Origin of the sequence: Solwaraspora sp. WMMD791 (assembly GCF_029581195.1) — a bacterium.
GTDB lineage: Bacteria > Actinomycetota > Actinomycetes > Mycobacteriales > Micromonosporaceae > Micromonospora_E.
Genome location: NZ_CP120737.1, coordinates 1 through 25,353 on the forward strand (window position 1 = coordinate 1; position 25,353 = coordinate 25,353).

Annotated in this window: 26 protein-coding genes and 1 pseudogene; 10 read left to right on the top strand and 17 right to left on the bottom strand. The window is 68.9% G+C overall.

Annotated elements, in window-relative coordinates; all coding sequences use genetic code 11:
* Nucleotides 1–173 precede the first annotated feature (173 nt).
* The 8 genes from O7623_RS00005 (at nucleotide 174) to O7623_RS00040 (ending at nucleotide 5,919) form a co-directional block, all read left to right on the top strand.
* Nucleotides 174–1,160, top strand: coding sequence for a DUF932 domain-containing protein (locus tag O7623_RS00005; RefSeq protein ID WP_282226500.1), 987 nt, complete (start codon nucleotides 174–176; stop codon nucleotides 1,158–1,160).
* Nucleotide 1,161: 1 nt separating this feature from the next.
* Nucleotides 1,162–1,773 (top strand): hypothetical protein, encoded by a 612-nt coding sequence (locus O7623_RS00010; RefSeq protein WP_282226501.1) that lies wholly within the window; start codon nucleotides 1,162–1,164, stop codon nucleotides 1,771–1,773.
* A gap of 94 nt (nucleotides 1,774–1,867) precedes the next feature.
* Nucleotides 1,868–2,407, top strand: coding sequence for a hypothetical protein (locus O7623_RS00015; protein WP_282226502.1), 540 nt, complete (start codon nucleotides 1,868–1,870; stop codon nucleotides 2,405–2,407).
* An 11-nt stretch (nucleotides 2,408–2,418) separates the two neighbouring features.
* Nucleotides 2,419–2,832: a hypothetical protein gene (locus tag O7623_RS00020; RefSeq protein ID WP_282226503.1), complete on the top strand. Its 414-nt coding sequence runs from the start codon at nucleotides 2,419–2,421 to the stop codon at nucleotides 2,830–2,832.
* Nucleotides 2,832–3,488: a hypothetical protein gene (locus tag O7623_RS00025; RefSeq protein ID WP_282226504.1), complete on the top strand. Its 657-nt coding sequence runs from the start codon at nucleotides 2,832–2,834 to the stop codon at nucleotides 3,486–3,488. The genes O7623_RS00020 and O7623_RS00025 overlap by 1 nt, the downstream gene beginning before the upstream one ends.
* Nucleotides 3,485–3,877 (top strand): hypothetical protein, encoded by a 393-nt coding sequence (locus tag O7623_RS00030; protein ID WP_282226505.1) that lies wholly within the window; start codon nucleotides 3,485–3,487, stop codon nucleotides 3,875–3,877. The genes O7623_RS00025 and O7623_RS00030 overlap by 4 nt, the downstream gene beginning before the upstream one ends.
* Before the next feature lie 191 nt (nucleotides 3,878–4,068).
* Nucleotides 4,069–4,719: a hypothetical protein gene (locus O7623_RS00035; protein ID WP_282226506.1), complete on the top strand. Its 651-nt coding sequence runs from the start codon at nucleotides 4,069–4,071 to the stop codon at nucleotides 4,717–4,719.
* A gap of 267 nt (nucleotides 4,720–4,986) precedes the next feature.
* Nucleotides 4,987–5,919, top strand: a complete 933-nt coding sequence (locus O7623_RS00040) for an HNH endonuclease (RefSeq protein WP_282226507.1) — start codon at nucleotides 4,987–4,989, stop codon at nucleotides 5,917–5,919.
* Here the strand turns inward: O7623_RS00040 and O7623_RS00045 are convergent.
* The 3 genes and pseudogenes from O7623_RS00045 to O7623_RS00055 form a co-directional block, all read right to left on the bottom strand.
* A pseudogene (locus O7623_RS00045) lies at nucleotides 5,863–6,360 on the bottom strand (transposase). The gene O7623_RS00040 and the pseudogene O7623_RS00045 overlap by 57 nt on opposite strands.
* A gap of 144 nt (nucleotides 6,361–6,504) precedes the next feature.
* Nucleotides 6,505–7,188: a hypothetical protein gene (locus tag O7623_RS00050; protein ID WP_282226508.1), complete on the bottom strand. Its 684-nt coding sequence runs from the start codon at nucleotides 7,186–7,188 to the stop codon at nucleotides 6,505–6,507.
* Nucleotides 7,189–7,792: 604 nt separating this feature from the next.
* Entirely contained in the window at nucleotides 7,793–8,353 is a 561-nt protein-coding gene (locus O7623_RS00055; RefSeq protein ID WP_282226509.1) for a phage portal protein, read from the bottom strand.
* 351 nt (nucleotides 8,354–8,704) lie between these two features.
* Between O7623_RS00055 and O7623_RS00060 the strand changes: the two genes are divergently transcribed.
* Entirely contained in the window at nucleotides 8,705–8,878 is a 174-nt protein-coding gene (locus O7623_RS00060) for a hypothetical protein (protein ID WP_282226510.1), read from the top strand.
* A 303-nt stretch (nucleotides 8,879–9,181) separates the two neighbouring features.
* Nucleotides 9,182–9,736, top strand: a complete 555-nt coding sequence (locus tag O7623_RS00065) for a hypothetical protein (RefSeq protein ID WP_282226511.1) — start codon at nucleotides 9,182–9,184, stop codon at nucleotides 9,734–9,736.
* A 207-nt stretch (nucleotides 9,737–9,943) separates the two neighbouring features.
* Here O7623_RS00065 and O7623_RS00070 read toward each other — a convergent pair whose 3' ends face one another.
* From O7623_RS00070 to O7623_RS00135, 14 genes are all read right to left on the bottom strand, one after another.
* Nucleotides 9,944–12,973, bottom strand: a complete 3,030-nt coding sequence (locus O7623_RS00070; RefSeq protein WP_282226512.1) for a P-loop NTPase fold protein — start codon at nucleotides 12,971–12,973, stop codon at nucleotides 9,944–9,946.
* A gap of 606 nt (nucleotides 12,974–13,579) precedes the next feature.
* Nucleotides 13,580–14,425 (bottom strand): DUF2637 domain-containing protein, encoded by an 846-nt coding sequence (locus O7623_RS00075; RefSeq protein ID WP_282226513.1) that lies wholly within the window; start codon nucleotides 14,423–14,425, stop codon nucleotides 13,580–13,582.
* Between the two features lie 55 nt (nucleotides 14,426–14,480).
* A complete protein-coding gene (locus O7623_RS00080; protein WP_282226514.1) occupies nucleotides 14,481–17,294 on the bottom strand; it encodes a BTAD domain-containing putative transcriptional regulator in 2,814 nt (937 codons plus the stop codon).
* 28 nt (nucleotides 17,295–17,322) lie between these two features.
* Nucleotides 17,323–17,778, bottom strand: coding sequence for a pilus assembly protein TadG-related protein (locus O7623_RS00085; protein ID WP_282226515.1), 456 nt, complete (start codon nucleotides 17,776–17,778; stop codon nucleotides 17,323–17,325).
* Nucleotides 17,775–18,224, bottom strand: a complete 450-nt coding sequence (locus tag O7623_RS00090; protein WP_282226516.1) for a TadE/TadG family type IV pilus assembly protein — start codon at nucleotides 18,222–18,224, stop codon at nucleotides 17,775–17,777. Before O7623_RS00090 ends, O7623_RS00085 begins: the two co-directional genes overlap by 4 nt.
* On the bottom strand, nucleotides 18,221–18,709 hold the full coding sequence (locus tag O7623_RS00095) for a TadE family protein (protein ID WP_282226517.1): 489 nt from the start codon (nucleotides 18,707–18,709) through the stop codon (nucleotides 18,221–18,223). Before O7623_RS00095 ends, O7623_RS00090 begins: the two co-directional genes overlap by 4 nt.
* A 5-nt stretch (nucleotides 18,710–18,714) precedes the next feature.
* On the bottom strand, nucleotides 18,715–18,906 hold the full coding sequence (locus O7623_RS00100; RefSeq protein ID WP_282226518.1) for a hypothetical protein: 192 nt from the start codon (nucleotides 18,904–18,906) through the stop codon (nucleotides 18,715–18,717).
* Between the two features lie 66 nt (nucleotides 18,907–18,972).
* Complete coding sequence (locus O7623_RS00105; protein ID WP_282226519.1) at nucleotides 18,973–19,869, bottom strand: type II secretion system F family protein; 897 nt, start codon at nucleotides 19,867–19,869, stop codon at nucleotides 18,973–18,975.
* The gene (locus O7623_RS00110; protein ID WP_282226520.1) at nucleotides 19,866–20,771 is read right to left on the bottom strand and encodes a type II secretion system F family protein; all 906 of its coding nucleotides are present in this window, start codon (nucleotides 20,769–20,771) and stop codon (nucleotides 19,866–19,868) included. Before O7623_RS00110 ends, O7623_RS00105 begins: the two co-directional genes overlap by 4 nt.
* Entirely contained in the window at nucleotides 20,762–22,147 is a 1,386-nt protein-coding gene (locus O7623_RS00115) for an ATPase, T2SS/T4P/T4SS family (RefSeq protein WP_282226521.1), read from the bottom strand. Before O7623_RS00115 ends, O7623_RS00110 begins: the two co-directional genes overlap by 10 nt.
* Entirely contained in the window at nucleotides 22,144–22,953 is an 810-nt protein-coding gene (locus tag O7623_RS00120; protein WP_282226522.1) for a hypothetical protein, read from the bottom strand. Before O7623_RS00120 ends, O7623_RS00115 begins: the two co-directional genes overlap by 4 nt.
* 1 nt (nucleotide 22,954) lies before the next feature.
* Nucleotides 22,955–23,554: an SAF domain-containing protein gene (locus tag O7623_RS00125; RefSeq protein WP_282229670.1), complete on the bottom strand. Its 600-nt coding sequence runs from the start codon at nucleotides 23,552–23,554 to the stop codon at nucleotides 22,955–22,957.
* A 153-nt stretch (nucleotides 23,555–23,707) separates the two neighbouring features.
* The gene (locus tag O7623_RS00130) at nucleotides 23,708–24,616 is read right to left on the bottom strand and encodes a hypothetical protein (RefSeq protein ID WP_282226523.1); all 909 of its coding nucleotides are present in this window, start codon (nucleotides 24,614–24,616) and stop codon (nucleotides 23,708–23,710) included.
* Nucleotides 24,610–25,053, bottom strand: a complete 444-nt coding sequence (locus tag O7623_RS00135) for a hypothetical protein (RefSeq protein ID WP_282226524.1) — start codon at nucleotides 25,051–25,053, stop codon at nucleotides 24,610–24,612. The genes O7623_RS00130 and O7623_RS00135 overlap by 7 nt, the downstream gene beginning before the upstream one ends.
* Between the last annotated feature and the right edge of the window lie 300 nt (nucleotides 25,054–25,353).

Below are 25,353 nucleotides of genomic sequence, written 5' to 3' on the forward strand. Positions count from 1 at the left end.
GTAGGCCACGCCCAGCGGTGCGCGTCAGATTCGCCGCAGAAACCTCGATCGACTCCATCCGATCGGCTTGATGCACCCATAGAGGTAGGAAACATTGTTTGTGACGGCACGCCGGGGTCGCAATCCCCGGCCCGTCGCCCACCCGAACCACACGACCGGAAAGGGGTGCCACCGTGGCACACGAACTCGAGACGTTCGCCAACGGCGAGACCGCCTTCGCCTCCGCGCGACTGTCCGCCTGGCACCAACTCGGCACCGTCACCGACTCCTGTATGACCGCCCAGGAGGTTATGAGCAAGGCATGGCTCGGTGGCTGGGAGGTCCGCAAGATCGCCATCCAGGGCATCGAGATCACCGACAAGGGCGTGACGAAGGTCGACTGCCCCGACAAGTACATGACCGTACGGACCAACCCGGTCACCGGCGAGACCGAGTACCTCGGCGTGGTCGGCGAGGACTACAGCGTGGTCCAGAACGAGCAGGTAGCCGAGACACTCAACCTCCTGGTCGACGCCTCCGGTGCGCACTTCGAGACCGCCGGCTCCATGCGCAAGGGCCGGTCGGTGTTCGTGACCATGAAGCTGCCGAGCGCGATGCGGATCGCCGGAGTGGACGACATGGACCTCTACCTCGCCGCCACCACCAGCCATGACGGCACCGCCTCGCTGCGCCTCGACGCGACCCCGGTACGGATCGTGTGCGCCAACACGCAGGCTCTCGCCTACCAGCGGTCGCGCAGCTCCTACACGTTCCGGCACACCTCGAACGTCACCAGCAAGATCGCCGAGGCGCGCCAGGCACTCGGTCTGATGTGGAAGGCGTTCGACGCCTTCGAGAGCGAAGCCGAGAAGATGATCAACGAGTCGCTGACCATGGGCGAGTTCGAGAAGATCGTCGCGCAGGTGTGGCCCCTCGCCGACGATGCCTCCGACACGGCGCGCAACAACGCCAAGCAACGGACGAACACGTTGCGGTACCTCATCCGCGACGCCGACACGCAGAAGGCGATCAAGGGCACCCGGTGGGCCGGCTACCAGGCCATCACCGAGTACGTGGACCACTTCGCCCCCGCCAAGACCGACCTCGTCCGGGCCACCCGGGCGCTGACCGGTGCCGGAGCGGACCTCAAGGCCCGCGCGTTCGAGCTGCTGGCGGTCTGACGTGGGCCGGCACGGGGGCCGGGCCACCACGCCCGGCCCCGGTACCGGTGGGCACCCCGCCACCGGGACCGCACACATCCCCACCGAGCCCAGCATCACGCCGCTGTACGCACCGGCACCCACCGCCGAGACGGTGGTCGCGCTGGCCAACGAGATGTGCTCCACCTTCGCGGCGGCCGAGGTCGCCCGCGCGTTGGCCGAACAGGCGACGAGCGAGGCCGAACACGCCCAGTTGAGCGCACGGGCCGCGCAGTGGGACGCCCTCGTCAACGAGCGGTGGCCCGCCCTGGTCGAGGCGATCAGGGCGGCTCTGCCGCACACGGGGCAGGTCGAGCACTTCATGCCGGTCCGGCCGCTGACCAACGGCCACGTCGAGCTCCATGTGCACGACGAGGCCGGCCGCCGCCTCGTCGTGCTGCTCACCGGCGCGCAGGCCCTCGCCGTAGGCGCGCACCTGACCGCGTACGGAGCGATCAGCCTCGACCGCATCGGGCAGAAGCTCGACCCGAGCCTGCCCCAGCTGAAGGCCACACCACCGTTCGACCCCCACGGGACCGCCGGGCAACCGGCCAACCCCGACCGTGCCGCCGGGCCAACGGCCACCCCAGCCTGACCGCCGCCACGTGTTGCCGCGCGGCCCACGGTCCGACCCCGGGCCGCGCGGCACACCACGTGACTTCCCCTCTTACTGACAACGGAGTACCCGTATGAACCCCGATGACCTGTTCGACCTCGCCGCAGACTTCGCCCAGGCAACCGGCAACGCCGAACGGTTCCGCACCTGCGCGGCAACCTCGACCGGCGACGACCACACAACAAACACGAGGAAAGCGTCACGCTGGGAGGCTGTTGCCGCCCGCCGACGCGAGCACCTGCGTACCGCGCTGCGCGAGGCGCTTCACGGGACCGTCACGGCCGTACCCGACGCCGAGTTGCCCGTCGCCACCTGGCAGCAACGCCTCGTCGAGATCCGCGCCATCACCCTCGACAACACCCGCGCCGTGCGGGTGCGGTACACCCCGACCCAGGCGCTCACCACCGGAGCCGATCTCATCGCCTGCGCCGCCGTCACCGACGAGCACAGCGGCGGCATCCTCGCCGGAATCCTCCCCGCCTTCCCACCCCGGCCAAGCACCGACAACGAGCCGGCCGGCGAAGAGGAGACGGGCGGCATGACGAGCCGAATCGAGCCGTCCGAGGACGCCAACGGCGACGGGCAGCACACCTCCAGCTTGACCCACCCCTGAACGGAGTCCTGATGTACCGATCCATGGAGTACGGCGACACCGCCCGGGTGATCGCACCAACCGACGCCACCGAATACCGCCTCGGCATCGTCATCGACGTGCGTTACTCCACCCCGCATACGACCCACGCACGCAGCTACACCCTCCGCTTCCCCAACGGCACCGAGCGCACCTACCCGGCCGCCCAGGTCGCATGGTGCACCCGCGCCGACGACTACGCCGCCCTGGAAACCGCCTTCGTCACCGCGTGCGTGGCACTACGCGACGCCTGCCGCATCGCCCACGACTACGACGCGGACCTCGCCAACGGAACCGCGAGCCTCCTGCGGCGCCTGGTCGACCTCGCCCGCCTACGCCTCGCGCTGACCCTCGACCCGGCCAACCCCACCCGGCCCGGCAACAACAAGACCGGAGGCGGACACTGATGCCCTCGTACCACCCCCACCCGGGACACTCCATCAGGGCGACCGAACCCGGCACGCCCACGGGCCGGACCGGCGAACCGCTCTACTGTCGGCGATGCCGCCGAGGCGTCAACGTCCGCTTCAACCCCCACGGCGTCATCGTCGAATACCTCCACGCGGCCGAGCAGCGCGGCGAACGCAGCGACCACAAAGCCGAGCCGGTACCGGTCACCGAGATCCCCGACCCGATCATCGAGTGCGACTTCTGCTCCGCACCCGACGCCACCTGGATCTACCAATGCGCGAACCAGCTGACCGATGTCCGACGAGTCACCGCGCAGGTCGTGGCCGTCAGCGACTACCGCAACCGGCACCACGCCGCACGCGTCCGCCGCACAGGCACCGAGCACGCACTCACCCAGGCATGGGGAGAGCGGTGGTCCGCCTGCGACGGCTGCGCCGACCTCATCGAGACCCGAGACATCTACGGCCTCATCCAGCGGGTTACCGACGCGATGCCAGCAAAAATGGTACGAGGCAAACACCTCGCACGAACCCGTGCCCTGCTCCACGACACGTACTCCACGGTCTTCGACACCCTCGCCCCAGGCCGTGGCCAGATCACACCCGGCAACCCGCTGGGCATCTGGCCCGAGGCCCCCGAGGCGGCGTCGTGAACACCACCTCGCGGCACCGCCCACTCGCATACACCCACGCCAAGTCGATCCGGCACCCTCGCCCGGTCTGCGGCCTCGACAACGGACCGCTGACCCGCGTCACCGAGGACCACCACCTCGTGACCTGCCCGGACTGTCAAGAACTGGCCGACATCGACGCGCTTCCCGACGACGCGACCGCCGGTGACCCCCGCGTGATCGAGGTCCTCCGCGAAGCCATGCGCGGCGCGACACGCAAGATCGACGGGGTCGTGGTGGACCCGACCACCGCCGCCGCGATCCTGACCGTGTACGACGCCGCCAAACCCGCTACCCGCGCCAAACTCGCCGCGCTGCCCCTACACCGCATGGCACAGGTCGCATGGCGAGTGCTGCGCCCACGCGTCTAACTCGGCATGGGTCGGTGGCCGGCGGGCACACCCGAGGGTGCGCGCAATTCCCGACCGGCCACCTCGCCCACCCGGGCCACCTGCCGGCCACACGACCACCAATACCCGGGCCGGACGTACCGCCGATCCTACGACCCGAGTCACACGCACCTCGACGACGCGGACGGCCACCGAGCCGTCCGCGAGGGAGGATGAACGGCGTGGCACGACGCGTGATCGGCGGACGGATAGCCCTCAACCGGGCCGGCGTCGCCGCGCACACCGGCGCGGCCTACTCCACCGTCAACCACTGGCACCGCCACCGCGCCCGATTCGGCTTCCCTGAGGGCTTCCGCAGCGACGGCCGCCAGTGGTTTTGGCTCGACGACATTGAGACATTCCACGAAGCGCACCAGGCCGCGAAGCGCGCCGACCTCACAAAGGTCGACCGCCGCGGACACCCCGACGACCTCATCGGCTCCGGCGCCGCAGCGAGGGCCCTCGGCTACGGCTCCTACCGCAACCTGCCCGACACCCTGCTCGATCGGCCCGACCGCGTCGAGCACCTGCCCGATGGACGGAAACGACGCCTCTGGTACCGGCGCACCATCTGGACCGTCGCCGACGCACGCACGGGCCGACAATCCACCGGCCGTACCCCCGGCACCACCGGTGCCCGTCAACCGCATCCCTACGCCGACGACCCCCGGCTCCAGACCGCCACTGAACTGCTGAACGAGGCCGCCGCTGCGGGGCGTGACCGACATGGGCTAGGTGCAGAGTTGGCACTCAAGCTCGGCATCCCGCAACGTACAGCGCAACGGCTGCTCTCGGAAGCGTGCCGCGTTACAGGCCTTCGGTGACGGGCCGCGAATGAAGGACCTGCTCACCCCTCGATGCTCGTGTCGTGGCTGTGCGCTATCTAGCGACACCGAACTTGACCTGCATCGGCGGCAGTCGCTGCAGCGGGCAGCGGATCGGCCGCAGATGAAACTCGACAGGGAAGTGGGGTTAGTCCGGCCGGACAGCTGGCCCTGACCCACGAGAATCGCCCACGCTACCGGAGCATGGTCACATTACGCTCAATTTACCGAGTTGACGGCTATCACCTCGGCAGCGACCATCTGCGTGTGCAGAAGAAGCAGAGGTGGTTCGACGAAGGCGCGCTCGTGCTGCGTTCCGTGCTGGAACGGCTTGGCCGAGGCAGTGATCTCCCTGCCGCCACTGATTACTACGCCTGCCCATGTTGCCTGGTGGCGTACACGCGGGAAGCCCTGGAAACCGGCGAGTTGACGGAAGAGCATGTACCACCGCGAGTGTTGGGCGGCCGAGGGCTGGTGCTTACCTGCAAGGACTGCAACAACAGCTCCGGCACCTACTTCGACTCGCACGCCCACCGGCGCGCGGACACCGAAGGCTTCCTACGGGGCCGAGTGACGGGCCGCTACCTGCCTGCCACGATGTACGCCGACGGCATCCCGCTGCGGGGCACGGCGCATCGGACAGGGGAAGGTATTCAGGTCTTCGGCGTTCCAAGCCAAAATGACCCTAAGGTGCAGGCGGCGCATTTCGAGGCGATGGATGCCTACGTTGACAGTCGTGACCCCAACCCGAGGATTTCCTTCACTATCCACGGCCGATACAGCGAGGCGCGGGCCCGGTACTCCTGGATCCGTTCGGCGTACCTGGCAGCGTTCGCCGCGCTGGGTTGGAGCTACGTACTCCGGCCAGTGATGAAGCCAATCACCGACCAGCTCAGGAACCCCACTGCCGAAGTCCTCCCAACCTACATGTTCCGTGACCTCAGCGCGCCGCCAGAACTCCGGCGCATATTGCTGGTCGACGACCCAGACGAACTGCGGTGTGTGGCGGTGGCGATGGGCGAGTTTGTGGTATTCCTGCCAGGTCTGTTCCGTCCGCTGACATGGCCACAACTTGCTGACGCCTTCGGGGAGCGGCGGAACATCGATAACCAGCTGACCGTGATCCTCAACGGCAAAGAGATGTCATGGCCACACTCGCCGACTTACTTCCTCGACCGATCTCCGACTGTTAAGGAGTGAACGACCGGACCAGGAAGTGACAGCGGGGTGTGATACCCAATGATCAGTGTGCCCGTCGGTGCCGGCGTAACCCAGGAACACTCCGACCTGGCTGTTCTCGGTCCGTCCTGCCGTCCCGGTGTACTGCCGCTGCACCCCGACCGTGTGGATGCCCTTCTTCAGGTCGTCGGTCTCGTCGACGGTCAGGACCGCGTCCGGACAGCCGAACCGTCCGGTGATCAACCGCCGCAGGTCGTCACGGACGGCGTCGGCGTCCCACACCGCCCCGATACAACAGTCGCTGCATCGCGTCCGGTCTGGCGTGTCCGGCCTGCTCGGCCAGCTGCCAGCACGTCTTGACCTCGAGATCGGCCAGCAGGCCGGACACGAACTGTCCTGCCGCCGGCGCGGCTCCACCCGAGCGAACCGGCCCGCGAAGCAGTCCAGTACCTCGGCCAGCACCCACTCCCACCGGCCAACGGCTACGCTGTGGCACGCGGCCACCGTAAGATCTGATGTTGTGTCCACAACGCACAGAGGATCATGCGGTGGCCGCCCCGCGTCCACCAGGGTTCACAAGCAAGATCTCAAACGGCGGCTGCCGTACTAGAAGGGATTGATCGCATCATCGATTGGGTACGGGGAGGTCGTGCGCGCTACTTCGCCAGTGCTCTGCTTGGCCCATGGGGTGTTGGATGAATCCGTAAAGTACACTGTTGATTCGGCCGCTATCGTCACCCTTCCGCTCAAATCGATTGAAGTATTAAGTATTGGAATCGGTCGCGGAAAAGCCTTATGGCGGTCGTTTTTCTGGCTTGGCGAAATTATTGGAGAGCGCTTCGCTATTATTCTCCTCCCGTCGGGAGTGGTTGTTACTACAATTACGTTGTGGATCGGTGTGGCGCTGAAATTTTGCACCGTTGCGTTTATGTAGTGGATGGCCGGACCGTTGGTAAACGCGAAGGTGGAACGGAAAACCACAACCAATTGGGCTGCGCGGACATCGGCCTCGGCGCGTTCCTGAGCCAGTTGCTGCTGTGCGAGTCGCGCTTGCTGGCGTTCGTGCATCAGAAGCGCTGCGGCGGCTCCCGCTGCCAGGAGGCCCGCGAGGATTCCGCCTATGCTGCCCCACGCCTGCATCCAGTCCGTGACCTTCGGAGCCTCCTGCCCTGGCGGCGGTTGGTATCGGATTGAGGTGTTGACCATTAGCAGCAGGAGGAAGGCGACCACGGACAGGCCAAAGCAGACTGCGCATCCGATCAAGAGGCGGCGGGGTGTCCAATCTCTCACGGGAACATTCTGCCGTCCGCCCGCAACCGCCGTCGGACACCCGCGCCCAACCCAGCGCCCGCTTGTCGCGGTAGACGCTGCCTGGATAGTCGCCCGTCCACCGTCGGCAACCATCCGGTACGCCGAGCCGACCGTCTTGGTCTCGGCCGCCGCGAGTGCCTGCGGGACGCTGGCGCCCATCCGGATCGCCCGCTTCACCGCGACCGGACCGGTCGCCAGAAGCGATGTCGCGACCTTTGCCGGGGGGTAGTGATCCCGCCCAGGCGATCGTGGGCATGGCGTCCAGCACGCTGGACGCGTTGCGGTGTGCCAGGTAGAACACACCGCCCAGGCCGGCGGCCTTCTTCCGTGCCTCATCGATAATCTTCGAGGCCGCGGTCGTGTAAACGGGGAAGGAGGCGTCGAGGTTTCCGGCGTTGAGCAGCGTGCGGTACGCGACGGTCACCTGCGCGGCGGCCTCGCTGGCGACTTTCGCCTGCGCTACCCGGTAGCTCTCGGCGAGCGCGTCCGTGGTCAGCACTGACACGGCGCACTCCTTCGAGGGTTTAGACGGCGGCGGGCTCCGCAGGTGCGGCCGGAGGCTGCGGCGTCAATGACTGGCAAGTCAGGGCCTCGGCAAGCTGGGCGAGTCCGTCTGCGGACGTCGCATGCCGCGCCACCGTTCGATGTCCTGGTCAGTGACGCCAGGAATGCGCTCCCATGCGGCCTCGGCCGGCACGGCGAGCATGGTCACCATCTTTCCGAGGGCATCCACGGCGGCGGCCAGTGAACGAGCCTCGGTGTCACGCCAGCGGACCTGCGCGGACAGGTCCCGGGCCGACTCGGGGTCCCCGGCGGCCAGCGCGGCGAGCCGGAGCGTCTGCTCCCACGACTCGCCGAAGATCGTCTCGTACTCGCCGATCTTGCGCTGTGTGGCAGCCTCGGCGGCGGCCAATGCGTCAGCCGAGAGGTTGACCAGGTCGCCGAGCAACACGTGCGGGCTGAGTTGGGCGATCGCGGCGAGAGTCCGCACGCCCGAGCCGTAGGTTTCGAGGTGCCCCTTGACGTCGGTTTGGTCGAAGCTGCCGAACTTCGCGTCCGGCGAGTCCGTGACCCACAGACGGTCAACGGCGGCCTGGAATGGCTCGACCGGCTGACCGAACAGCGGGGACTCGGGGTCGTCCACTGTCGGGATCGCCAGACCCGTTGCCCAGCGCTGGCGGAAGCTCGCGAACTGCAAGGCGATGAGCAGGTTGAAGACGGCTCGTTGATCCGGTCCTGAAGGACCAGCAGCGGTGCGATGATGCCCCGGTTCTCGCCGTCCAGCCGATCGCGGAAGCGGACCATCGGGCAGACCTTCAGGCCGTGCTCGTCGCTGCGGAGCAGGACCAGCCGTTCGCTGCCCTTCGCGCGGCCGATCAGGTGGACGGCCTCGTCGTCGAACAGCTCCCACAACCGCATCCCGTCGGCGGCGGTGCCCTTGACCCGTAGCCCATGTACGGGCCACTCGTCGTCGTCCTCGAAGAAGGCGATGGTCTTGGCTGGCGGGACCGGGCGGATGCTCGGGTCGGGCTCGCCGGGCAGGACGATCGTGTACGAGGCGCCGAACTCCAAGGCGCCCCGGTGGGCGATCGTCTGCCGCGCGTCGAGCCGGTTCGCCTGCCAGTACGCCCACGGCGGGGCGGACTGCGTCGACCGGGCCGGGCGGTAGCCGTCCACGAACAGCGACTTGACGTAGGTCTCGCTGATTAGCGGCAACCACGGAGTGATCGCGTTCTCAGCCAGCGACCGGTACTCGTTGCGGGCGCCCCGGGCCATGTACGGCAGGTCATGGTCGCCGCGTAGGTAACGGGCGATTCTTCCTGATCCGGCGCGTTCGTCGTTCCAGGTTGCGGCGTGGGCGTCTACCAGCTCGGCCGCGAGGCTGGCGACGGCCGATGGGGTGGTGGGCACCTAACCGTCCTTGCGTGTCTGTGATTGAATGCCATGCATGGCGCACGCGACCCCACGGACTATGACCAATCTACCAACGATGGAAATCGTTGTTGATCTAGGGGACGCTCCGAGATTGAGCGAGGTAGCGCGCTACTTTGAAGATCTGTCGTCGATCTACAACTACGCACTGACGATCTATTTGCCGAATTCGGTTGCTAGGATGGCGCTGCGAGTTGTTCGAGTTCGTATGAGTAGCCCGCTTGAGACCGTGCTTGCGGCTTCGTCTTCCTTTCAGCCGGTAGCGGCCGTCGTCGCCGCTCTCTGGGCTGTCGAGCGTGCGATCCGACTGCTGATGGAGTGGCAGATGCACCAGCTTGAACTGGCGGGGAGGCGGTCAGGGGGCTCGGGCGAGGACCGAGAAGACGATGATCTGGAAGCGCTTCTTGAGCGACAATCCGAAATTGCCAGCTCGGCAATCGATGCGCTAGAACAGGGTGCCGGCAGCGGAGGACTAGAACGTGCGGCAGAGGGTCGCGACGCTGCGTTGAGTGCTGCACGGCGGATTATCCGGTACCGGGTAATTCTCGTTGAAGTCGACGCTGACGCAGGTAAAGGAAAACGGAGGAAGCGCTAGAATCCGTACAACCGCCCAGTCCTCTTCCTTTGTTTTGCTAACACGCCCTCGGCGAGGGCGCGGGAACGGGCCATGCGGGCGAGGAACAGCGCGGCTAGATTAGGTTCTTGAGCAGGGCGCTGGTGGGCCGCTGGCGAGCTGCCCGCAGGGGTCACGGATCCTTTTCCACGGTCCCTCGACCGATCCACACACATTCAAAGGTCAGCGCTATTCGTGCGTGGGGTCCCAGATATCCAGGATCGCCCGCTCGTGGTGACGGTACCCGGCCTCGCTCAGCCAGTCTCGCAATGCCGCCGCCGTGATATCGCCGGGCCCTGACCGGTACTGGTAGACCTTGGAGTAGTGAGTACGAGTGACAGTGCCTTGCCGTGGGTAGCTGTTGAGGTCGACGACCGCGGCGAGTCCTTCGGAAGCTATCAGTGACATGTGTAGGAGCGCGGTTTCGGGTGGGGATGACTGGTCGTCGAATTGTGTCCACAGCTCTTTCGCGGTCTGCACGCACCGGACAAGCGCGTCGGTGAGCTCGAACAAGCCGTTAAGTGTGAACGCTGCGGGGAGGGGTACGGTCCGGGCCCGCGCCTCCGCAGGTTGATGCCGTTCGTCGAGTTCTGCTAGGTGGAATCCGATGCCGACGGTCAGCAGCAGCGCCTGCTGGTGCGGGCTCTGCGAGATGTGGCCGGTGATGAGCTGGGCACCGGCCCTGACCGGAATTGCCTGACTCTGGCCGAGAGTGCCGGGTGTGGCGGCCCGAGCGACCGATTGAGCGGTGGTGTGGAAACGACCGTCAGCATTGCTTATGAACCAGGGTTCGGCGGCTACGCCCCAGTCGGAGTGGCGCGCCCGGAGCCAGCTGCTGATCGGTGAGCCTTGCATCGCGGCGATCAGGGTTTCTTCACGTGTCCCGAGTGGGGGACCCCATCCGTTGGGCACACGCGCAGGAATCTCGTGGCCCGCAGGCAGCAGCACGGCGACCTGCAGCGTCAGGTCGAGCGATTCGCCTCCATCTTTTATCAACGACGGACGGTGGTTGGTGAAGGGGTGGAGTTGTTCCTCGGGCGGGTTCGGCAGCAGACTGCCCGGTTCCTTCGTACCGGCGTCTAGGGCCTCGATGAGGGTGCTGGCGGCGAACCGGCGGCGGTTCGCCCACGACACGTCGGCGCGGTCGAGGGCGCCGGGCCGGGTGCCCGCCGCAGCGTCGTCCAGGTGCGCCCGCACAGCAATAACACGGCGGCGGCCGATACGTCCCAGGAACGCCGTCGCGTCGAATCCGCCGATCCGGGCGTGAGGGCCAGCGGATGCAAACACGACCTCGATGTCGACCAGCCGGGCCGCGAGATGCACGATTGACAGACCCTCGTCGACTGCGGTGGCGATCCGCCGGTCGACGTCCGTGTCGCCGAAAGCAGACTCCAGCCGGGAGACGTACAGGCTCACCGGTTCGATGGGGGCGGTGTCGCCAAGACGCGTGTGCTCCTGGACCCGCGCCCACGTCGCTTCGTAGGCGACCTGAACGATGTCCGCAAGCCATGACGAGCCGGGAGGTTGGGCGACGAGACGCGCAATTGTGGCGTCGCCCGGCTCGGGGACCGCCATCCGGATCGCCTTCAACATATATGGCAGCAGACCGGGATCTCTCAGCGCTATTGCGGGCAGCGGCCCGCCGTCGGCCCGCCGCAGCAGCGCCGCGAGCCAAACGGTCGCTGCTTCGTCAGGACCGAACCCGCCCGCTGAGGGAACGCGAAGGTGGTCGAACTGCTCGAACACGTACGGGATCACTGCGGCGGCCTCGCCGCCTGACAGCTCCGTAGACAGCGACTCGGCCCGCCGGAGTGCCCGGGCCGCCCGAGCGCACGCATGAGCGTCGGTGAGGTCCGGTCGTAACGCCATGGTCAGGTCCTCGACCGCCACGCTACGGCGTCCCTCGGCCAGATCTCGGATGGCCCGAACGAGACTATCGTCGCTAATCTCTCCGGTGATGGACGTCAGGGCGAAATACCGCTCGATGTAGTCGCGATCACTGATCCGCCGCCGCCCGCGCCGCTGGTGCTGGGCCACTATCGATCTGACCGGGTCGGTGGTCAGACATGGAAAGAGCCGTTGCAGGGCGGCCGCGACCCGACCGGTGTGCGGCGCTGGGACGTCGAGCCGGGCCAGCCCCGACTCGTCGAATTCGGCACGGAGGCCAGCGAGGTCGGTGTCATCGACGAGTGCGCTGCGGTGCAGGGCGATGGCCTGGTACAGACGCGGATAGGTGGTTCGCAGGAATGTCAGGGTGATGAAGTCGACAACATCGACCTCAGCAGCGCCGACCAGTGGCAGGTAGATATCGATCTGAGCGAGCAGCCGGGCCACGCTGCGCGGCTCGGTCAGAACCCGCAACAGCAGCACCTCACGCTCTTCGCCCATGCGGCGTTGCGCATCCTCGTTCAACGGCGCGGCGGCTCGGCCGAGCGCGTCAGCGAGGCCGGTGTTGAACAGCGACTCAGCGTGTTCCAGGCGGACCGGTGGCTGCTCGAGACGCAACGTGACGATCTTCTCCAAGAACGCGACGGCCCGGGCACCGTTCTTGTAGGCGATCGGCGTAGCGGACAGCACGTCAAGGATGGTCTCCTGGTCGTACGCGAGGACGTAGTGCACGTACGGCAGCCGGCCCAGCGCGCGCACCGCACGGAACACCGCCAACAGCTGCTCGGGCTGCAGCCGGTCGACATCGTCGATGACGACCAGTATCGGTCGGGCCAGCGCATCTAGCGCGTCGCGGACCTGCTCTGCCTGCTCCTGAAAGGTCGTTCCCTGATCGGCAAGCCGCTGGATGGCCTCGTTGGCCACAGCGGTCGCGGCACTACCGACCACCGGCACCAACGACAGCGCTGGCGTGGCCAGGACGCCGTACCGGGAAAGCTGACGCCGAACCCGTGCGCCGGCGGTGCTCTTCTCCGGTACTGCGGCGCGGATCGCGCCGAGCAGCTCGGTGACGACCGCATCAGGACCGGACAACGCCCACGGGTTGATCCAAGTGACGCCCCACCGACCAAGGTCGAGTCCTGCCACGATCATCTGGATCGTGCTGGTCTTACCGCTGCCCCACGGGCCGACCAACCCAACCACCGTGCTGCTCGGCCGGGAGCCGATCTGGTCAAGTAAGTCGACCACGCGGGTCACAAACGGACCGCGCCCGAACAGGTCCTTGCTCGGCTCATCGATCGGGTCGTCGACCCACCAGTTGCCGTCAGACAAGCCGGACACCGCCATTCGTCAGCCATCTCCGAAGCGGCGGCCATTGTATCGAACAGACATTCCACACCTCATTGATGCATGGCCAAATATGCGGCATGCCGCGATCCGTTCGTCGCTAACTGTGACGGTGTGGGCACTCGCTCGATGAGTCGGAATCGGAGCGCTGATCTAGCCCACGGTCCTGGTGCCTGATGCGGGTGCCTCGTTCGCCATCGTCCGTCGATGTTCGCCGGTTGGCTGCTCGGTCCTGAGCCGAGGATGCGTTCGGCCAGATGATTCAGGGTGCGGCTGGACAAAAATCGTCACAGGGTGGGACAGCATGGCGAGGCTCGCGGTCGAGGCTTCGATTCTTGGTCGACAGCTGTCCTGAATGGAGCACCGAAGCTATCGAATCACCGGGCCTGCTGAACCCGCTCTGAGCTGCAAGAGCAGCTTGAAAGGCTCGCTGATCATGTCAGTTGGTCCGTGAGGAAGCAGGTTTGTGGCGAGTCTTGCGGTGCTGACAGTCGATGGGCCAGGGTGGGCAGTGTCGTGGGTGCGGCGGGCGGCTTCGTTCTTCTTCAGGGTCATGTTGACGGTCGGCCTTCCTCGCGCCTGCCCCTGCGTTCATGGCATGCCGGCATGCCATGAACGGGTCGTGGGACGGGAGCCGTCGACCGTTCGCGTCTCGCGGCGTAGCGCGGCGAGCATCTGCGACACGCCGCTGTTGCGGATGGAGTGGCCGTTGCGGCGTAGCCGACGCGCGAGGGCATCCCGACTGATGGTCTGGCCTTCGCGGGTCAGCTCGTCGCGGGCGGCACGGGCGGCGGGCAGCAGCGGTACCAGGTCCGGCGGGAGATCAACGTCCTCGCCGGCCTCGTCGTCCGTGTCTGGGTGACCATCCTCGTGTGTGCCACTTGCCGGATCACCTCCGTACCCGGAGTCGTCCGGCACGTGGTCCGCTGCCGAGTGCTGGTTGGTGGTGACGACATCGAAGTGCGGCCTGTCGGCCTCGGTGCTCGGGTGTTCCGACAGGGGGCTTGGGCGCGCTTGCATCGCGTCGCCTGTGCTCGGCGTTGAATCGGCGGTCGGGGCGGTGGCGGTAGTCGGTGCCGTGGCTGGTGTCGGCGGTTGGTTGTCGACCTCGCGACGACGGGCAGCGAGTTCGACGAGTGAAACCGACGCGACGATGATCAGCCCGTCCACCGAGAGCGGTAGGAGGTAGGGCACGGTTCCGGTTTCGCCGTATCGGGCGACGACTCCGACCATGTGGTGGTAGCTGATCCAGGCTGCGATTGCGGCGATGGTCGAGGCGGCGACCACCCGGATGGCGCCGAGCGTACGGCGGTGCACGGGTACGCGGGTGACCAGCTCGACCGTGATGAGCAGTGCCATTGGTGGCCATGCCGCGATGGCCTGGGAGATCGGGTTCGGCTGAGCGTGCAGGATGTTCGCGGTGACGGAGGCGGCCACGCCGAGAGCGAGCGTCGCCCGTACCGCCCACTGCAGTCGTTGAGGCGGGCGTCGGTCATGGTCGTGTCCCGGCGACGGGGGCGGTGGGTCGGAGCTGGCGTTCGGCGACGCGACGGGTGGCCTGGGAGGGTTCGGCGTCGCCGAGGTCGGCGAGGCGTTCCTCCAGCCGGCGCAGGGTGCGTCGTACGGCGTCGGGGCGGTGCTGGCGGCCGTGGATGCGCATGATCCGCTGGTACAGCTCTTCGTTGACCGGGTCGAGGTTGGCTGCGCGTTCGAGGGCGGCGACGGCTTGGTCGGGGTGGTCGGTTTCGAGAATTTCGGCGATGCGGGCGTGGGCGGCGAGAATCTGGTGGCGGTAGCTGGTGGCGTAGTCGGTGGCCCAGGTGTGGTCGTGGCCTTCGGCGAAGTCACCTGCGTAGAGGCCGGTGGCGTGGCGTAGGGCGGCGAGGGCCGTCTGCTCGTCGGTGGCGGTGGTGGCCTGGTTGATGGCGGTGAGCATCTGCCAGAGGTCCACTGTGACGGTCTCGTGGTCGAGCTGGTATCGGCCGGTGGCGGGGTCGTAGACGATGAACATGGGTTCCTCGTGGCCGGTTGCGGTGCGCAGCACCCGTCGGGCTGAGGTGATGTCCGTGCGTACCCGTTTGACGGCGGCGGACGGGTCGGCATCGGGGTGCAGGGCGGCGGCGAGTTGGTCAAGGGTCCGGCCGGCGGGGTGGGCGGCGAGCAGGGCCAGGACGGTGTACGAGCCGGTGCGCATTCCGGTCGCAATCGGGCCGGCTTCGGTGGCGACGGTGACCGGGCCGAGTACGCGGAGCTGTGCCAGGGCCGGTGCGTCGTCGGGTTGGACGGGCACCGGCTCGGTCGTCTCGATGGTCGCTGCGGCTGGGGAGGTCTCGGCGGGCGGGTCGTCGACGTCGGTGCCGGCCTCGGGGCGGGCGAGGGCGTCGGTGAGCATGCTCAGGATGGCGGCGAGGCCATCGGCGCCCAGGGTGGACAGCCTCGTCACGGGGTACGGCTCGCCGGTGCCTGTCGTGATGCCGTCTGCGGCGACATCGACGGTATGGATGCCTTCGTAGTCGCCGAGGATCACGGGGTGCAGGTCTAGGGCCGCGCGGTGGGTGGCGACGGCTTGGAGCCGGGCGGCGTGGCGGCTGGCCGACTCGATGAGCAGCACGTACGGCGGCTGGGTCTCGGCGTGGTCGGTGCGGGTGTTGAGGTCGGTGATGGTGTTTGCGTCGAAGGTGTCCAGCAGTCGTCTGCGGCCGATCATTTCTTCTTCAGCGTGGGTAACGGCCGCTGCGGTGTCGGCGAGGACGATGAGTCGTTCCCCGTCGTAGGCGGTGCCGTCGGGGTCCAGGCCCATCGCCGGGGCTTCCTCGGGGAGGAGCTGGTGAAGCAGGGTGCTGGTGGTGACGACCACGGGCCGTAGAGCGGCGGTCTCCGTGACGTTGGTGGTGAGGACGGCGGCGAGGACGGCGCGGGCCGCCGGGATGGCTCCGTCGCCGAGCAAGGCGATGCCGGGGCCGGGTAGCTGGAACAGGCTGACCTCGGCGGCGTCGGCGTCGAGGCCGACCGGTGCCGGTACGGCAGGCTGGTGGTCATGACCGCTGCGGCCGAGGTTGCGGCTGCCAACCGTGTCGGCTTCGGCGAGGGACGGTGGCATCGGGGATGGTTGCGGTGCGAGGCTGGCCGGTGTCGGGAAGGTGAGGCGGGCGCGGCGTCGTCGTTGTAGGCGTAGCAGTCCGGCGACGGCAGCGATGGCGGCGGCCAGGCCGAGGCTGATCCAGCCCTGCGTAGGCAGCGTGATGCCGGCCTGGTCGGTCGGCTCGTCGTCGGCCGGATCGGTGTCCGCTTGGGGTGCGTCGGCTTCGGCCGTGTCGGCGGTTGCGCTCGGTTCGGCGGTACGCGGTGTCGACGCGCTTGGCTCTGGGCTGCTAGGCGCTGGCGTAGCACTGATTGCCGGCTCAGGTCGTGCTGTTTCGTCGGCCTCTGGTGTACTGGTGCCTGGACTGTCGGCGGCGGGGGCCTCGGCGTCGGTCGCGGGTGTCGCCTGACGTGCGGGGAGAGCGAGAATCCAGCCGACGTGAATGTGGTCGGGGTCGGTGAGGGCGTAGCCGTTGGGCTGCTCGTGTCCCCGGTTGAGTTTGTAGATCTCCCGCCAACGGTATGGGTCGCCAAGGTGGGTCGCGGCCAGGTCCCACAGGTTGTCTCCGACGACGACCTGGTGTGTCCCTCCTGGGGCGTGGCGTGCCCAGACGGGGACGGCGGGATTGTCTCGGTGGGCGCTGAGTGGGAGCGCGGTGCTGGTGGCGGATGCGGTGACGGTTAGCGCTGGGCGTGGGCCTTGCTGCGGCGTCTGTGGGGTGTCGGTGTGTGCTGGGGTGACGGTCACAGCTGGGCGACGGGCGGCGGCGTCAGCGGCAGCAGCGTTGGCGGTGGGGCTGGTGACGGTACGGGCGGCGTCGAACAGCACGGCTCCGGCGATCGCTCCGACGAGCACAGCGGCAACCCAGCGAATTGGGCCGCGTCCACTCGCCGGGGGTCGGGGCTGGCCGCGTCGGGTTGCTGACGCGGCGGCGGACGTCTCGACGATCTCGATGATGGTGTCGCGGAGGAACTGTGCCCACAGCAACCAGCCGATCGTGGCGAGCAGCGCAAGGACCATCTGATCGGACCACGGACTCGTGACCGCAGTGTGCAGGTCGCTCGCGGTCGGTATGGCTACGAGGGTTGGCCAGCCGATCCAATCGAGGGGCCAGCCTGCGGTGACGATCAGCAGCCACGGGACCCCGGCGGTGAAGCCGGTCAGCGCGGCGAACGCGAGCAGGGCGCGCACGGTCCGGGCGATGACGGCGAAGGCGCGGGACATGCGTGATCGTCCTCTCCGGATGGGCGGGTCAGGTGGTGGGGCCGGTGACGCCTTGCACGGCGGTCGCGGTAGCGGTCGCGGAGACGTCGAGTTGGTGTACGCCGACGACTTGCAGGAGCTGGGTGTTGCTCGTGCGGTGCACGGTGACGGTAACGGTGGTCGCCGTGGCGGTGGCCTCGCCCGTGGCGCCTGCCGAGGCGAGCCATGCGCGTGCCGCCGACGCGGCGCGGGGCGGGTCGAGTTCGGCGATGTTGCGGGTGCGGTACTGGTATAGGTCCAGTTCCTGCGCTCCGGCGCGTGCTGCGGCCTGGGCGATGTCGAGGGCGCGGACCTTCTCGGTCAGGGCGAGCCCGGCGTCGAGGACGAGCCCTGCGACTGCGAGCAGGGCGATGATCATGAGTACGGCGAACGCGGTCACCTGGCCGGAGTCGTCTCCGGCGCGTTCGCGTAGCCGCCACCAGCGGTCGGCTCCGGGTTGCCTCATAGTGCGCCTCCGCGCCAGGCGTCGATTGGGGAGGTCGCTGTGGCCGCCAGGGTGCGGGTTCCGGGGACGGACAGCAGTGCGAGGTCGGACAGGGGAACGGTGCAGGCCAGGGTGACGGTGACTGCCCCGCCTGGCTGGAGTCCACCGGTGGCGACGGTGACGCTGACCTGCTGGCAGGTGACGGCGCGGGCGGCGAGGGTCTCCCGGGCGGTGTGGTCAGCGGCGGCGTGGGCGGCGGCGTCGGTGCGGGCGAGGGAGGCGGACCGGGCGGCGGCGCTGGCGGCGGCGTCGAGGTCCATCTGTGCGGAGACCAGCCGCCCGCAGAGCACCACGAACAGCATGACGGCGACCAGCAGCGGGGTCACGAGCGCAGCCTCGGTGGTGCTCGTCCCTCGGTCGCCGCCCGTGGCTCGCTGACCAAGCCGGGCGCGCGTAGCAGCCTTCATGGTGCGGCTCCGTCGTCTGGGACGAAGCGCTCAACGGGTCGTACGACCGTGGCTCGGACCGACCACCGTACGCCGGGGACCACGGTCGCGGCGGTGCCGGTGATCTCGGTGCGGACCTCGGTGGCGGTGCGGGTCACCGACACCGACGGGTCCTTGAGTACTCCGTCGCCGATCGCGGCGAGGGTCTGCTGGCCCGCGTCGCGGCCGGTGGCGGCGCTGGACTGGTAGCCGGCGGCGGTGTTGGCCGCGCGGTTCGCGGCACTCTGGGCGATGTGGGTGGCGTGCATGAACACTCCGGCCTGGATCACGAACATGACGATGAGGAGTAGTAGCGGCATCGAGATGGCCAGCTCGGCTGTCGCGGCGCCGGTGTCGGAGCCGGCGGCAACGCGGCGGCATCGGGCGCGTAGCCGCCTGGCCGCGCCGAGCGCCGGGGAGGGTCGGCGCTCGGCGCGGCGCTCCGCGACGGTGGTGGTCGGCGGCATCGGTGTCAGCCGAGGTTGATGCTGTTGGCCTTGCCCGCGACCTTGACCGCGATGATGCCGATGACCGCGATCGCCAGGGTCACCAGCAGGGCGGTGACGAGGACGGACTCGGTGGAGTAGCCGCCGTCGGGGTTGGCGCGGGCTGCCTGCCAGCGGTGCCGCAGCTCGGCGGCCAGGTAGGTGAGGAGAGCGGACATTGCGTGTTCCTCCAATGCGGTACGAGAATCTGGTTCCTGATGGGGCCTGGTGAACCGGAGTGCCTTCTAGAGACCGCCGAGGACGGCGGCCATCGCGGGATAGCCGAGGAAGATCAGGAAGCCGGCGAACAGGGCGACGATGGGCAGCGCCATCCGTTCGGTCGCGGCATTCGCCTCGCCCTCGGCGTCGGTGAGTTGCCGGGCGCGGAGGGCGATGGCGCGGGACCGCAGGGACGCGCGGACCTTGGCCCCCTCGGTGCCGGCTAGCCCGACGGTGGCGGCGAGCTGCTGCAACTCGGCGACGGCGACCCGGCGGCCGAGGGCTGCGAGGATGTCCCACGGCGGTACCCGGGCCAGCCGCGCCTCGGCCAGGGCGTAGCGCAGTTCGGTGTAGGCAGGACCGGAGCCGACCTTCGCGGCGTCATCGAGCGCTTGATCCACGCCGGCCCCCGAGGCGAGGCTGATCACGACCAGATCGAGGAACGACGACAGGGCGTCGCGGAACGCGGCCCGGTGCTTGGCGGCCTCCGACCGCACCGACAGTTCCGGGGCGAGGAACCCGGCCACGCCGAGCAGCAGCGACGCGGCGGCCGGCATCGTCACGCCGGTGCCCACTCCGGCCAGGGCGAGCAGCGACGCGGCGGCGGGAGGCAGCAGGAGCCCGAACACTGCCGCGGTCGCCTGCTCGGCCAGGTGCACCTCCACCGGCTTGTCGACGGTGGCGAGGTCCCGGCGGGTCGAGGCAAGCGGCAGCCCGGCGCGGCGCAGCCACCGCACCGCCGGACGGCCCCACCGCCCCGACCACCCCACCGGCGGGGCGGTGGCGGCGGCATCGACCACGTCGATGCCGTACGGGGCGTCGAGGGCTTTGTCCAACCGAGGTGGACGGGGAAACCAGCCCACCACCATCAGCCACAATCCGAGGCCGGTGCCGAGCCCGGCCAGCAACACCAGGCCGGTCATGTCGGCACCGGCCGCGACTCGTCCGGCGCGGCGGCACCCGCCAAGACCCTGGAGGTATCTCGGTCACGCATGAGCCGGCCAAGCCATACAAACGCCAACGCGAAGCAGCCGCCGGCGGCCAGGAGCACCAGCTGACCGGCGGGGGTGTCGAACGGGGCGAGGTAGCCCCGGTTGAGTAGGGCCAGCATCCCGGCCATAGCCAGGGTCGCACCGACGATGACCCGCGCGGAGGTGCGGTTGCGTTTGCGGGCTGCGGCGACGCGTTGCCGGGAGGCCACCTTTGCCCGCGCCGACGCGGCCAGCTCACCCAGGACGTCGCCGAGTTGCCCGGCGCTGCCCCGCGCGGCCATCACCAGCCCGGCGACCACAAGATCAGCGGTCGGATCGGCCAGCTCGTCGGCGAACCCGCGCAGCGCGTCCGGGAGCCGCCAACTGCGCTGCAGACGCACCGCGAGTCGGGTTACCTCTTCGCGGATCGGCTCCGGAGATTCGATCGCGCTGGCGGTGATCGCCTGCTCCAGCCCGGCCGCGCCGGACAGGTTGTCCCGCAACGCCTCCGTCCAGGTGGCGATGGCCTCGATCCGGGCCACCCGGCGGGCGTGGTCGCGGTCCGGGCCGATGATGGCCGGCAGCATCCACGTCCCGGCCGCTGCCAGACCTGCTGCGACCGGCCAGCGCGTCACCACCCCGACGGCCACGCCGACGGCCAGGCACAGCGCCACCCGACGCCGGTCAACCGGGCCACGGGTGGCTGCGAGCCTCGACCACCACGACTGCGTGGTGGAGTCGACGGGCCCGTTGTCATCGTGAGACAACAGTCCCCAGGTGACCAGCAGCAGCCCGAACGCGGTTGCGGCCCCCAGCACGGCGGCGAGGGGCACCGTCAACACCATCACCACCACCCCCCGCCCGGGGCGGCGCGGGCCTCATCGAGCAACCCCGGGTCGAAGCCGCACCCCGCCAACGCCGACAGCAACCCGGTCGACGCAGGCGCACCCGGCACCGCCCGGCCATCCGCACCTGGGCGAAAGATCTCGTTGCTGGACACAGCAAGCCCGTCCGCGCCGACCACTTCCCGCGCCGATGTCACCGCCCGCGTCCCGGCACTGGTGAACCCCAGGTGTACGACCAGGTGTACCGCCTCGGCGACCAGAAGATTGGTCGTGGCCGGGTCGAGGCGTTCCGGTGCCTGCGCGGCGTAGAGCATGAGCTTGTTGAACGCCCCGGCGCTCGACGAGGCGTGGATAGTTCCGAGGCTGCCGTCGTTGCCCTGCGACATGGCGTTGAGCATGGGGATGACCTCGTGCCCGCGGATCTCTCCGACGATGACGCGGTCCGGCGACATCCGAAGCCCTGAACGGAACAGGCTGCTCATGTCGACCGCGCCTTCGCCCTCGACGTTGGCCTCCCGCGACTGCAACGGCACCACGTCCGGATGCACGGCCTTGTCCGCGTCGAGCGCCAGTTCGTAGGTGTCCTCGATCGTCACGATCCGCTCGCCGGGTGGGATCGCCGACGCCAGCGCCCGTAGGAGGGTCGTCTTGCCCGCGCCGGTACGTCCGGCGATGAGCACGTTCAACCTTGCCCGCACCGCAGCGGCCAGCAGTTCCCGCAGCACGGGGTTGACGGTGCCGAGCTGCTCCAGGTCGGCCAGGGTGACCTTTACGTAGCCGTGCCGGCGGATCGACAGCGCCGGACGCCGGGTCACCGACATGATCGCGTGCAGCCGGGAACCGTCCGCGAGTTGCAGATTCATCACCGGGGCGGCTCGGTCCCAGCGGCGTTCCTCCGCGCCCTCACCGCCGGTCTCGGCGCGGCCGGCGTCGGCCGCCAGCCGGCGAATCAGCTCCACCATCTCCGCGTCGGAGTCGGCGATCGGACCGACCTGTGCCCGGCGGCCGTCGGAGTAGCGGACGAACACCTGGTCACACCCGTTGGCGTTGACCTCCTCGATCCGTTCGTCGTTGAGCAACGGTTGGAGGCCACCTGCCCCGAGCAGCATGTCCGCCACCGCTCGGCCCACCCGCGACTCGACATCCGGGCGCAGCGGCGGACGCCCGGCGTTCATCTCCTCCGTGGCGTAGGCGTCCAGCGCCTCGGTGATCAACCGCCGGGTCGTCGCCGAGCGGTCGTCGGCGGGCATCGGCGAACCAGTCGCCGTCTCGTGCGCCCGGGTGGCCCGGGTGAGCAGCTCGGCGACCTCCCGGCGGACACGCCGCACCACGGTGGCCTCGCCGACCTCACCCGCGACCGGAGCGGGTCGGAATGGGCTGGTCATGGTGTCGCCTCCGGCGCTGTGTCGGTCGGCTGCGATGTCGAGACGGGCAGGTACGGGGCGAGATCGGTCCACAGCCGCGTGAACGCGGCCATCAGCGGCAGCCGACGCCACCGCGAACCAGCGACAAGGTCCCCGCCGAGCACCGCCGCCGCCCGCCGGTCATCCGGCAGCGGGCCCAACACACTCACCGCCTCCGGATCACGCGCCAACTCCTGCCCGACGTAAGTCGCCACGACATCCGCCACCTCCGCCGCCGGATACGACCCACCCGCACCGAGCAGCACCACCAGCCGACCCGCACCCGCATCAACCAGGTCGCCCAGGTGCTCCCGCACATGCGCCACCTCGTCGGCGTTCGCCCGTGCCAGCACCAACACCACGTCCGCGAGCCGCAGCAACGGCCACACCGGCGAACCCGGCCCCAACCGACCGCAGTCCGCCACCACCATCCGATCCGGCGCGGTCAGCACCGCCCGGCCGCTGCCAGTCAACTCCGGCACCGCCGCCCGGGTCTGCGCACCACCCGCCGGGGCCACCACCACCGGCACCGCGATCTCAGCCAACGGCAACCGTTGCGACGCGACGGCGTACACATCTCCAGGGCTCGCCGCACCCCGCGCGGCAGCCGCCAGGTCCACGATGCTCGGCACCGCCCGCAACCGGTGCCGGCGCGTCAAGTCGCCACCGGCCGGATCGCACTCCACCACCACCGGCCGCGCCCACTCCGGCGCCACCGCGGCCAACCCGAGCGCCGTCGTCGTCGCACCCGGACGACCCTTCACATACGTCACCGCCAGCAGAGGCATGTCAGCCCTCCACCGGCGAGGTCTGCATCAGCACCACACCGCCAGCCGGAGCCGCCGCCAACACCGGCGCGTCCGAGGCATCCAACAACAGGGTGATCACCGTCGCGCCCTGACCGTCGCCAGCGAGGTCAACCCCCAGCACCACCGCCGACAACCGCTCCGGCGCCGCCGCCGAGCTCGCCGTTGGATCCGGCTGGCCGTCGCCCCGTACGGTCGCCGAGACGTAGACCGCGACCCGCGCACCAGCCGCCAGCCCCTGCGGATACTGGCCCGGCTTCACCGCCACCGAAGCGGTCACCTGACCGCCCGGCGGAAACGCCGCGTCCCCGAGCACCTCCGGCGTCAACAACATGCCCGCCACCAACGGCACCACCGCCGTATGACCCACCACCTCGACCGCGTCCACAGCCGGCACCAGCCGTACCCCCGGATCACGGGCGGCCGACACCTGCGTGAGGTCCGCAGCGGTGATCGCCTGCCCGGCCGCTACCGGCCGCGCCACCGCGAGTACCTGAACCCGGTCACCGAGCTGCGCCGCGCCGTACGCGTAGGACAGTACGCACACGATGACCAGCAGTCCGCCCAGCGCGACGAACGGCAACCGGCGACGCCGCCGGGCTGCCCGCCACGGCCCCCGCCCCGCACGGGCAGCAGCCGCCGCGCTACCTTCTCTGCCTGATTTTGGGCGCACGGAATCCAGCGCCATGACGTCTCCTCCTCGGACTCGGCGCTCAAACGAACCGGACTGGCTGGCCTAGCGAACGACCGCCTGTGACTCCTGAACTCGGGTCTGCACCTGCCCGCTCGTGGTCAGCCCCGGCACTGTGCCGGACTGCCCCGCACCAGCCCAGGTCACCTCCCACGTCACCGTGACCACCACCGTGTACGCGCCGCCCGGCGCACCAACAGACGACCGCCGGTAGACATGCCCGCAGTCAGGTGACGCCTGCGCTGGATCGGTGCCCGAGGCCCACGGCGTTCCCGGACCTTCGCAGGTCACGGTCGTCCCGTCGCCCATCGACCACCTCGCCTGCACCGGCCGCGCTGTCGCCGTCACCGAGACACCCGGTACGGACGCCGTCGCCGACTGCGAACGCCACGACCCCTCGTCGAGGGCCAGCCACACCGGCAGGTTGACCAGCTGCTCGCCGGAAGGATTCATCTGGATGACGACCGTCGGCAGATCGAGGCGAGCCCGCGCCTGCCGGGCCAACACCGCCGGAGAGATCACCGGCGGCTCACCAGCGATCCACACCACGCCCCCGAGCGACGCGTTCTCGCCGTAGCAGATCCGCATGTACCAGCCACCCTCGCCCGCCGGCTGTCCACCAAGAGCCTCGATCGTGGACGGCGACGGGTCGGTCGGCGCGTAGTAGCAACCATCGGCGCCTGCCCAGCCCCCGTCCCGCTCGCACGGAATCTCCTCGCCGGATGGGTTCCGGCACTTGCCGTCGCCGCTTTGGCCCCCGCCGTTCCCGCCGCCGCTCGGGCTTCCTGGCTCGCTGGGAGTCCCGGCGTTGACGTCGCAGACCGGGCGTGGGTCGTTCTCGCTGCACTGCACACCGCCGGTACCGCCACCGGCGTTCGCGGCTGCTGGCGATACCAGGAGGACTGCCAGGACGATGATGACCAGAGCCGCGAGGCGTCGCCCGCCGGTCAGCATGTCCCCGCCTCCTCCAGGATGAAGGAGCTGACCCGCCAACCCTCGGCGGTCCGATCGACGGTGGCGGTCGTACGGTGTCGGCCTCCGGGCTCCTCGTTGGCCAGACCGCCGGATGTCTTGTACTCCAACCAGTTTTCGTCGTTCACGCAGTCCAGGATCGTGACCGTGGTGGGGTCCTCGGCGGGTGTGAGGGCGGTGACCTTCGGGTCAAGCACCAGTTCGCCGAGGATGACCTCGCCCTGCTCACGATTGGTGTAGAGCGCGTTGACAATCAACCTTAGCGCCTGGTCGGAGGCGTACTCGCGCAGGTCGGGCGCGTCAGGGTCGGATACCTTCCCTGCCTCTACGAAGGCGTCCCACATGCCTTGGTATGCCGCGAGGGCATCGCGCTCGCTGGTCTCAGCGGCCCCGAGGCTCGGCGTGGCTGATGCCTCCACCGGCGACGGTGTAGGCGGCGACTCGTCGGGGCCACCCGAACTGCACGCTGCGCTCATCAGCGCCAATGCCCCGATAAGGCAACTAACAAGCTGACGGTTTAGCACCGGTAACCCTCCCCGACTTCAGCGAACAACACCCGCTGGCCTGCCTGCCCGGTGGGGCTCGACGCCACTCCAGGTCGACGACCCACATCAAGGTCACCGGTCGTGTCTACACCACGACCCCAGGGTGATGTCTACGTATGCACCTGCGGGTACGCGCGCTTGATGAGGGTTGAACTCACGCGCGTTGGCTTACGT

What these genes read in the sequence shown, in the direction of transcription:
- O7623_RS00015 (WP_282226502.1), top strand. Translation starts at nt 1,868, where the DNA reads ATGAACCCCGATGACCTGTTCGACCTCGCCGCAGACTTCGCCCAGGCA.
- O7623_RS00020 (WP_282226503.1), top strand. Translation starts at nt 2,419, where the DNA reads ATGTACCGATCCATGGAGTACGGCGACACCGCCCGGGTGATCGCACCA.
- O7623_RS00025 (WP_282226504.1), top strand. Translation starts at nt 2,832, where the DNA reads ATGCCCTCGTACCACCCCCACCCGGGACACTCCATCAGGGCGACCGAA.
- O7623_RS00035 (WP_282226506.1), top strand. Translation starts at nt 4,069, where the DNA reads ATGAACGGCGTGGCACGACGCGTGATCGGCGGACGGATAGCCCTCAAC.
- O7623_RS00065 (WP_282226511.1), top strand. Translation starts at nt 9,182, where the DNA reads ATGACCAATCTACCAACGATGGAAATCGTTGTTGATCTAGGGGACGCT.
- O7623_RS00080 (WP_282226514.1), bottom strand. Translation starts at nt 17,294, where the DNA reads ATGTCCCGCGCCTTCGCCGTCATCGCCCGGACCGTGCGCGCCCTGCTC.
- O7623_RS00085 (WP_282226515.1), bottom strand. Translation starts at nt 17,778, where the DNA reads ATGAGGCAACCCGGAGCCGACCGCTGGTGGCGGCTACGCGAACGCGCC.
- O7623_RS00090 (WP_282226516.1), bottom strand. Translation starts at nt 18,224, where the DNA reads ATGAAGGCTGCTACGCGCGCCCGGCTTGGTCAGCGAGCCACGGGCGGC.
- O7623_RS00095 (WP_282226517.1), bottom strand. Translation starts at nt 18,709, where the DNA reads ATGCCGCCGACCACCACCGTCGCGGAGCGCCGCGCCGAGCGCCGACCC.
- O7623_RS00100 (WP_282226518.1), bottom strand. Translation starts at nt 18,906, where the DNA reads ATGTCCGCTCTCCTCACCTACCTGGCCGCCGAGCTGCGGCACCGCTGG.
- O7623_RS00105 (WP_282226519.1), bottom strand. Translation starts at nt 19,869, where the DNA reads ATGACCGGCCTGGTGTTGCTGGCCGGGCTCGGCACCGGCCTCGGATTG.
- O7623_RS00115 (WP_282226521.1), bottom strand. Translation starts at nt 22,147, where the DNA reads ATGACCAGCCCATTCCGACCCGCTCCGGTCGCGGGTGAGGTCGGCGAG.
- O7623_RS00120 (WP_282226522.1), bottom strand. Translation starts at nt 22,953, where the DNA reads ATGCCTCTGCTGGCGGTGACGTATGTGAAGGGTCGTCCGGGTGCGACG.
- O7623_RS00130 (WP_282226523.1), bottom strand. Translation starts at nt 24,616, where the DNA reads ATGCTGACCGGCGGGCGACGCCTCGCGGCTCTGGTCATCATCGTCCTG.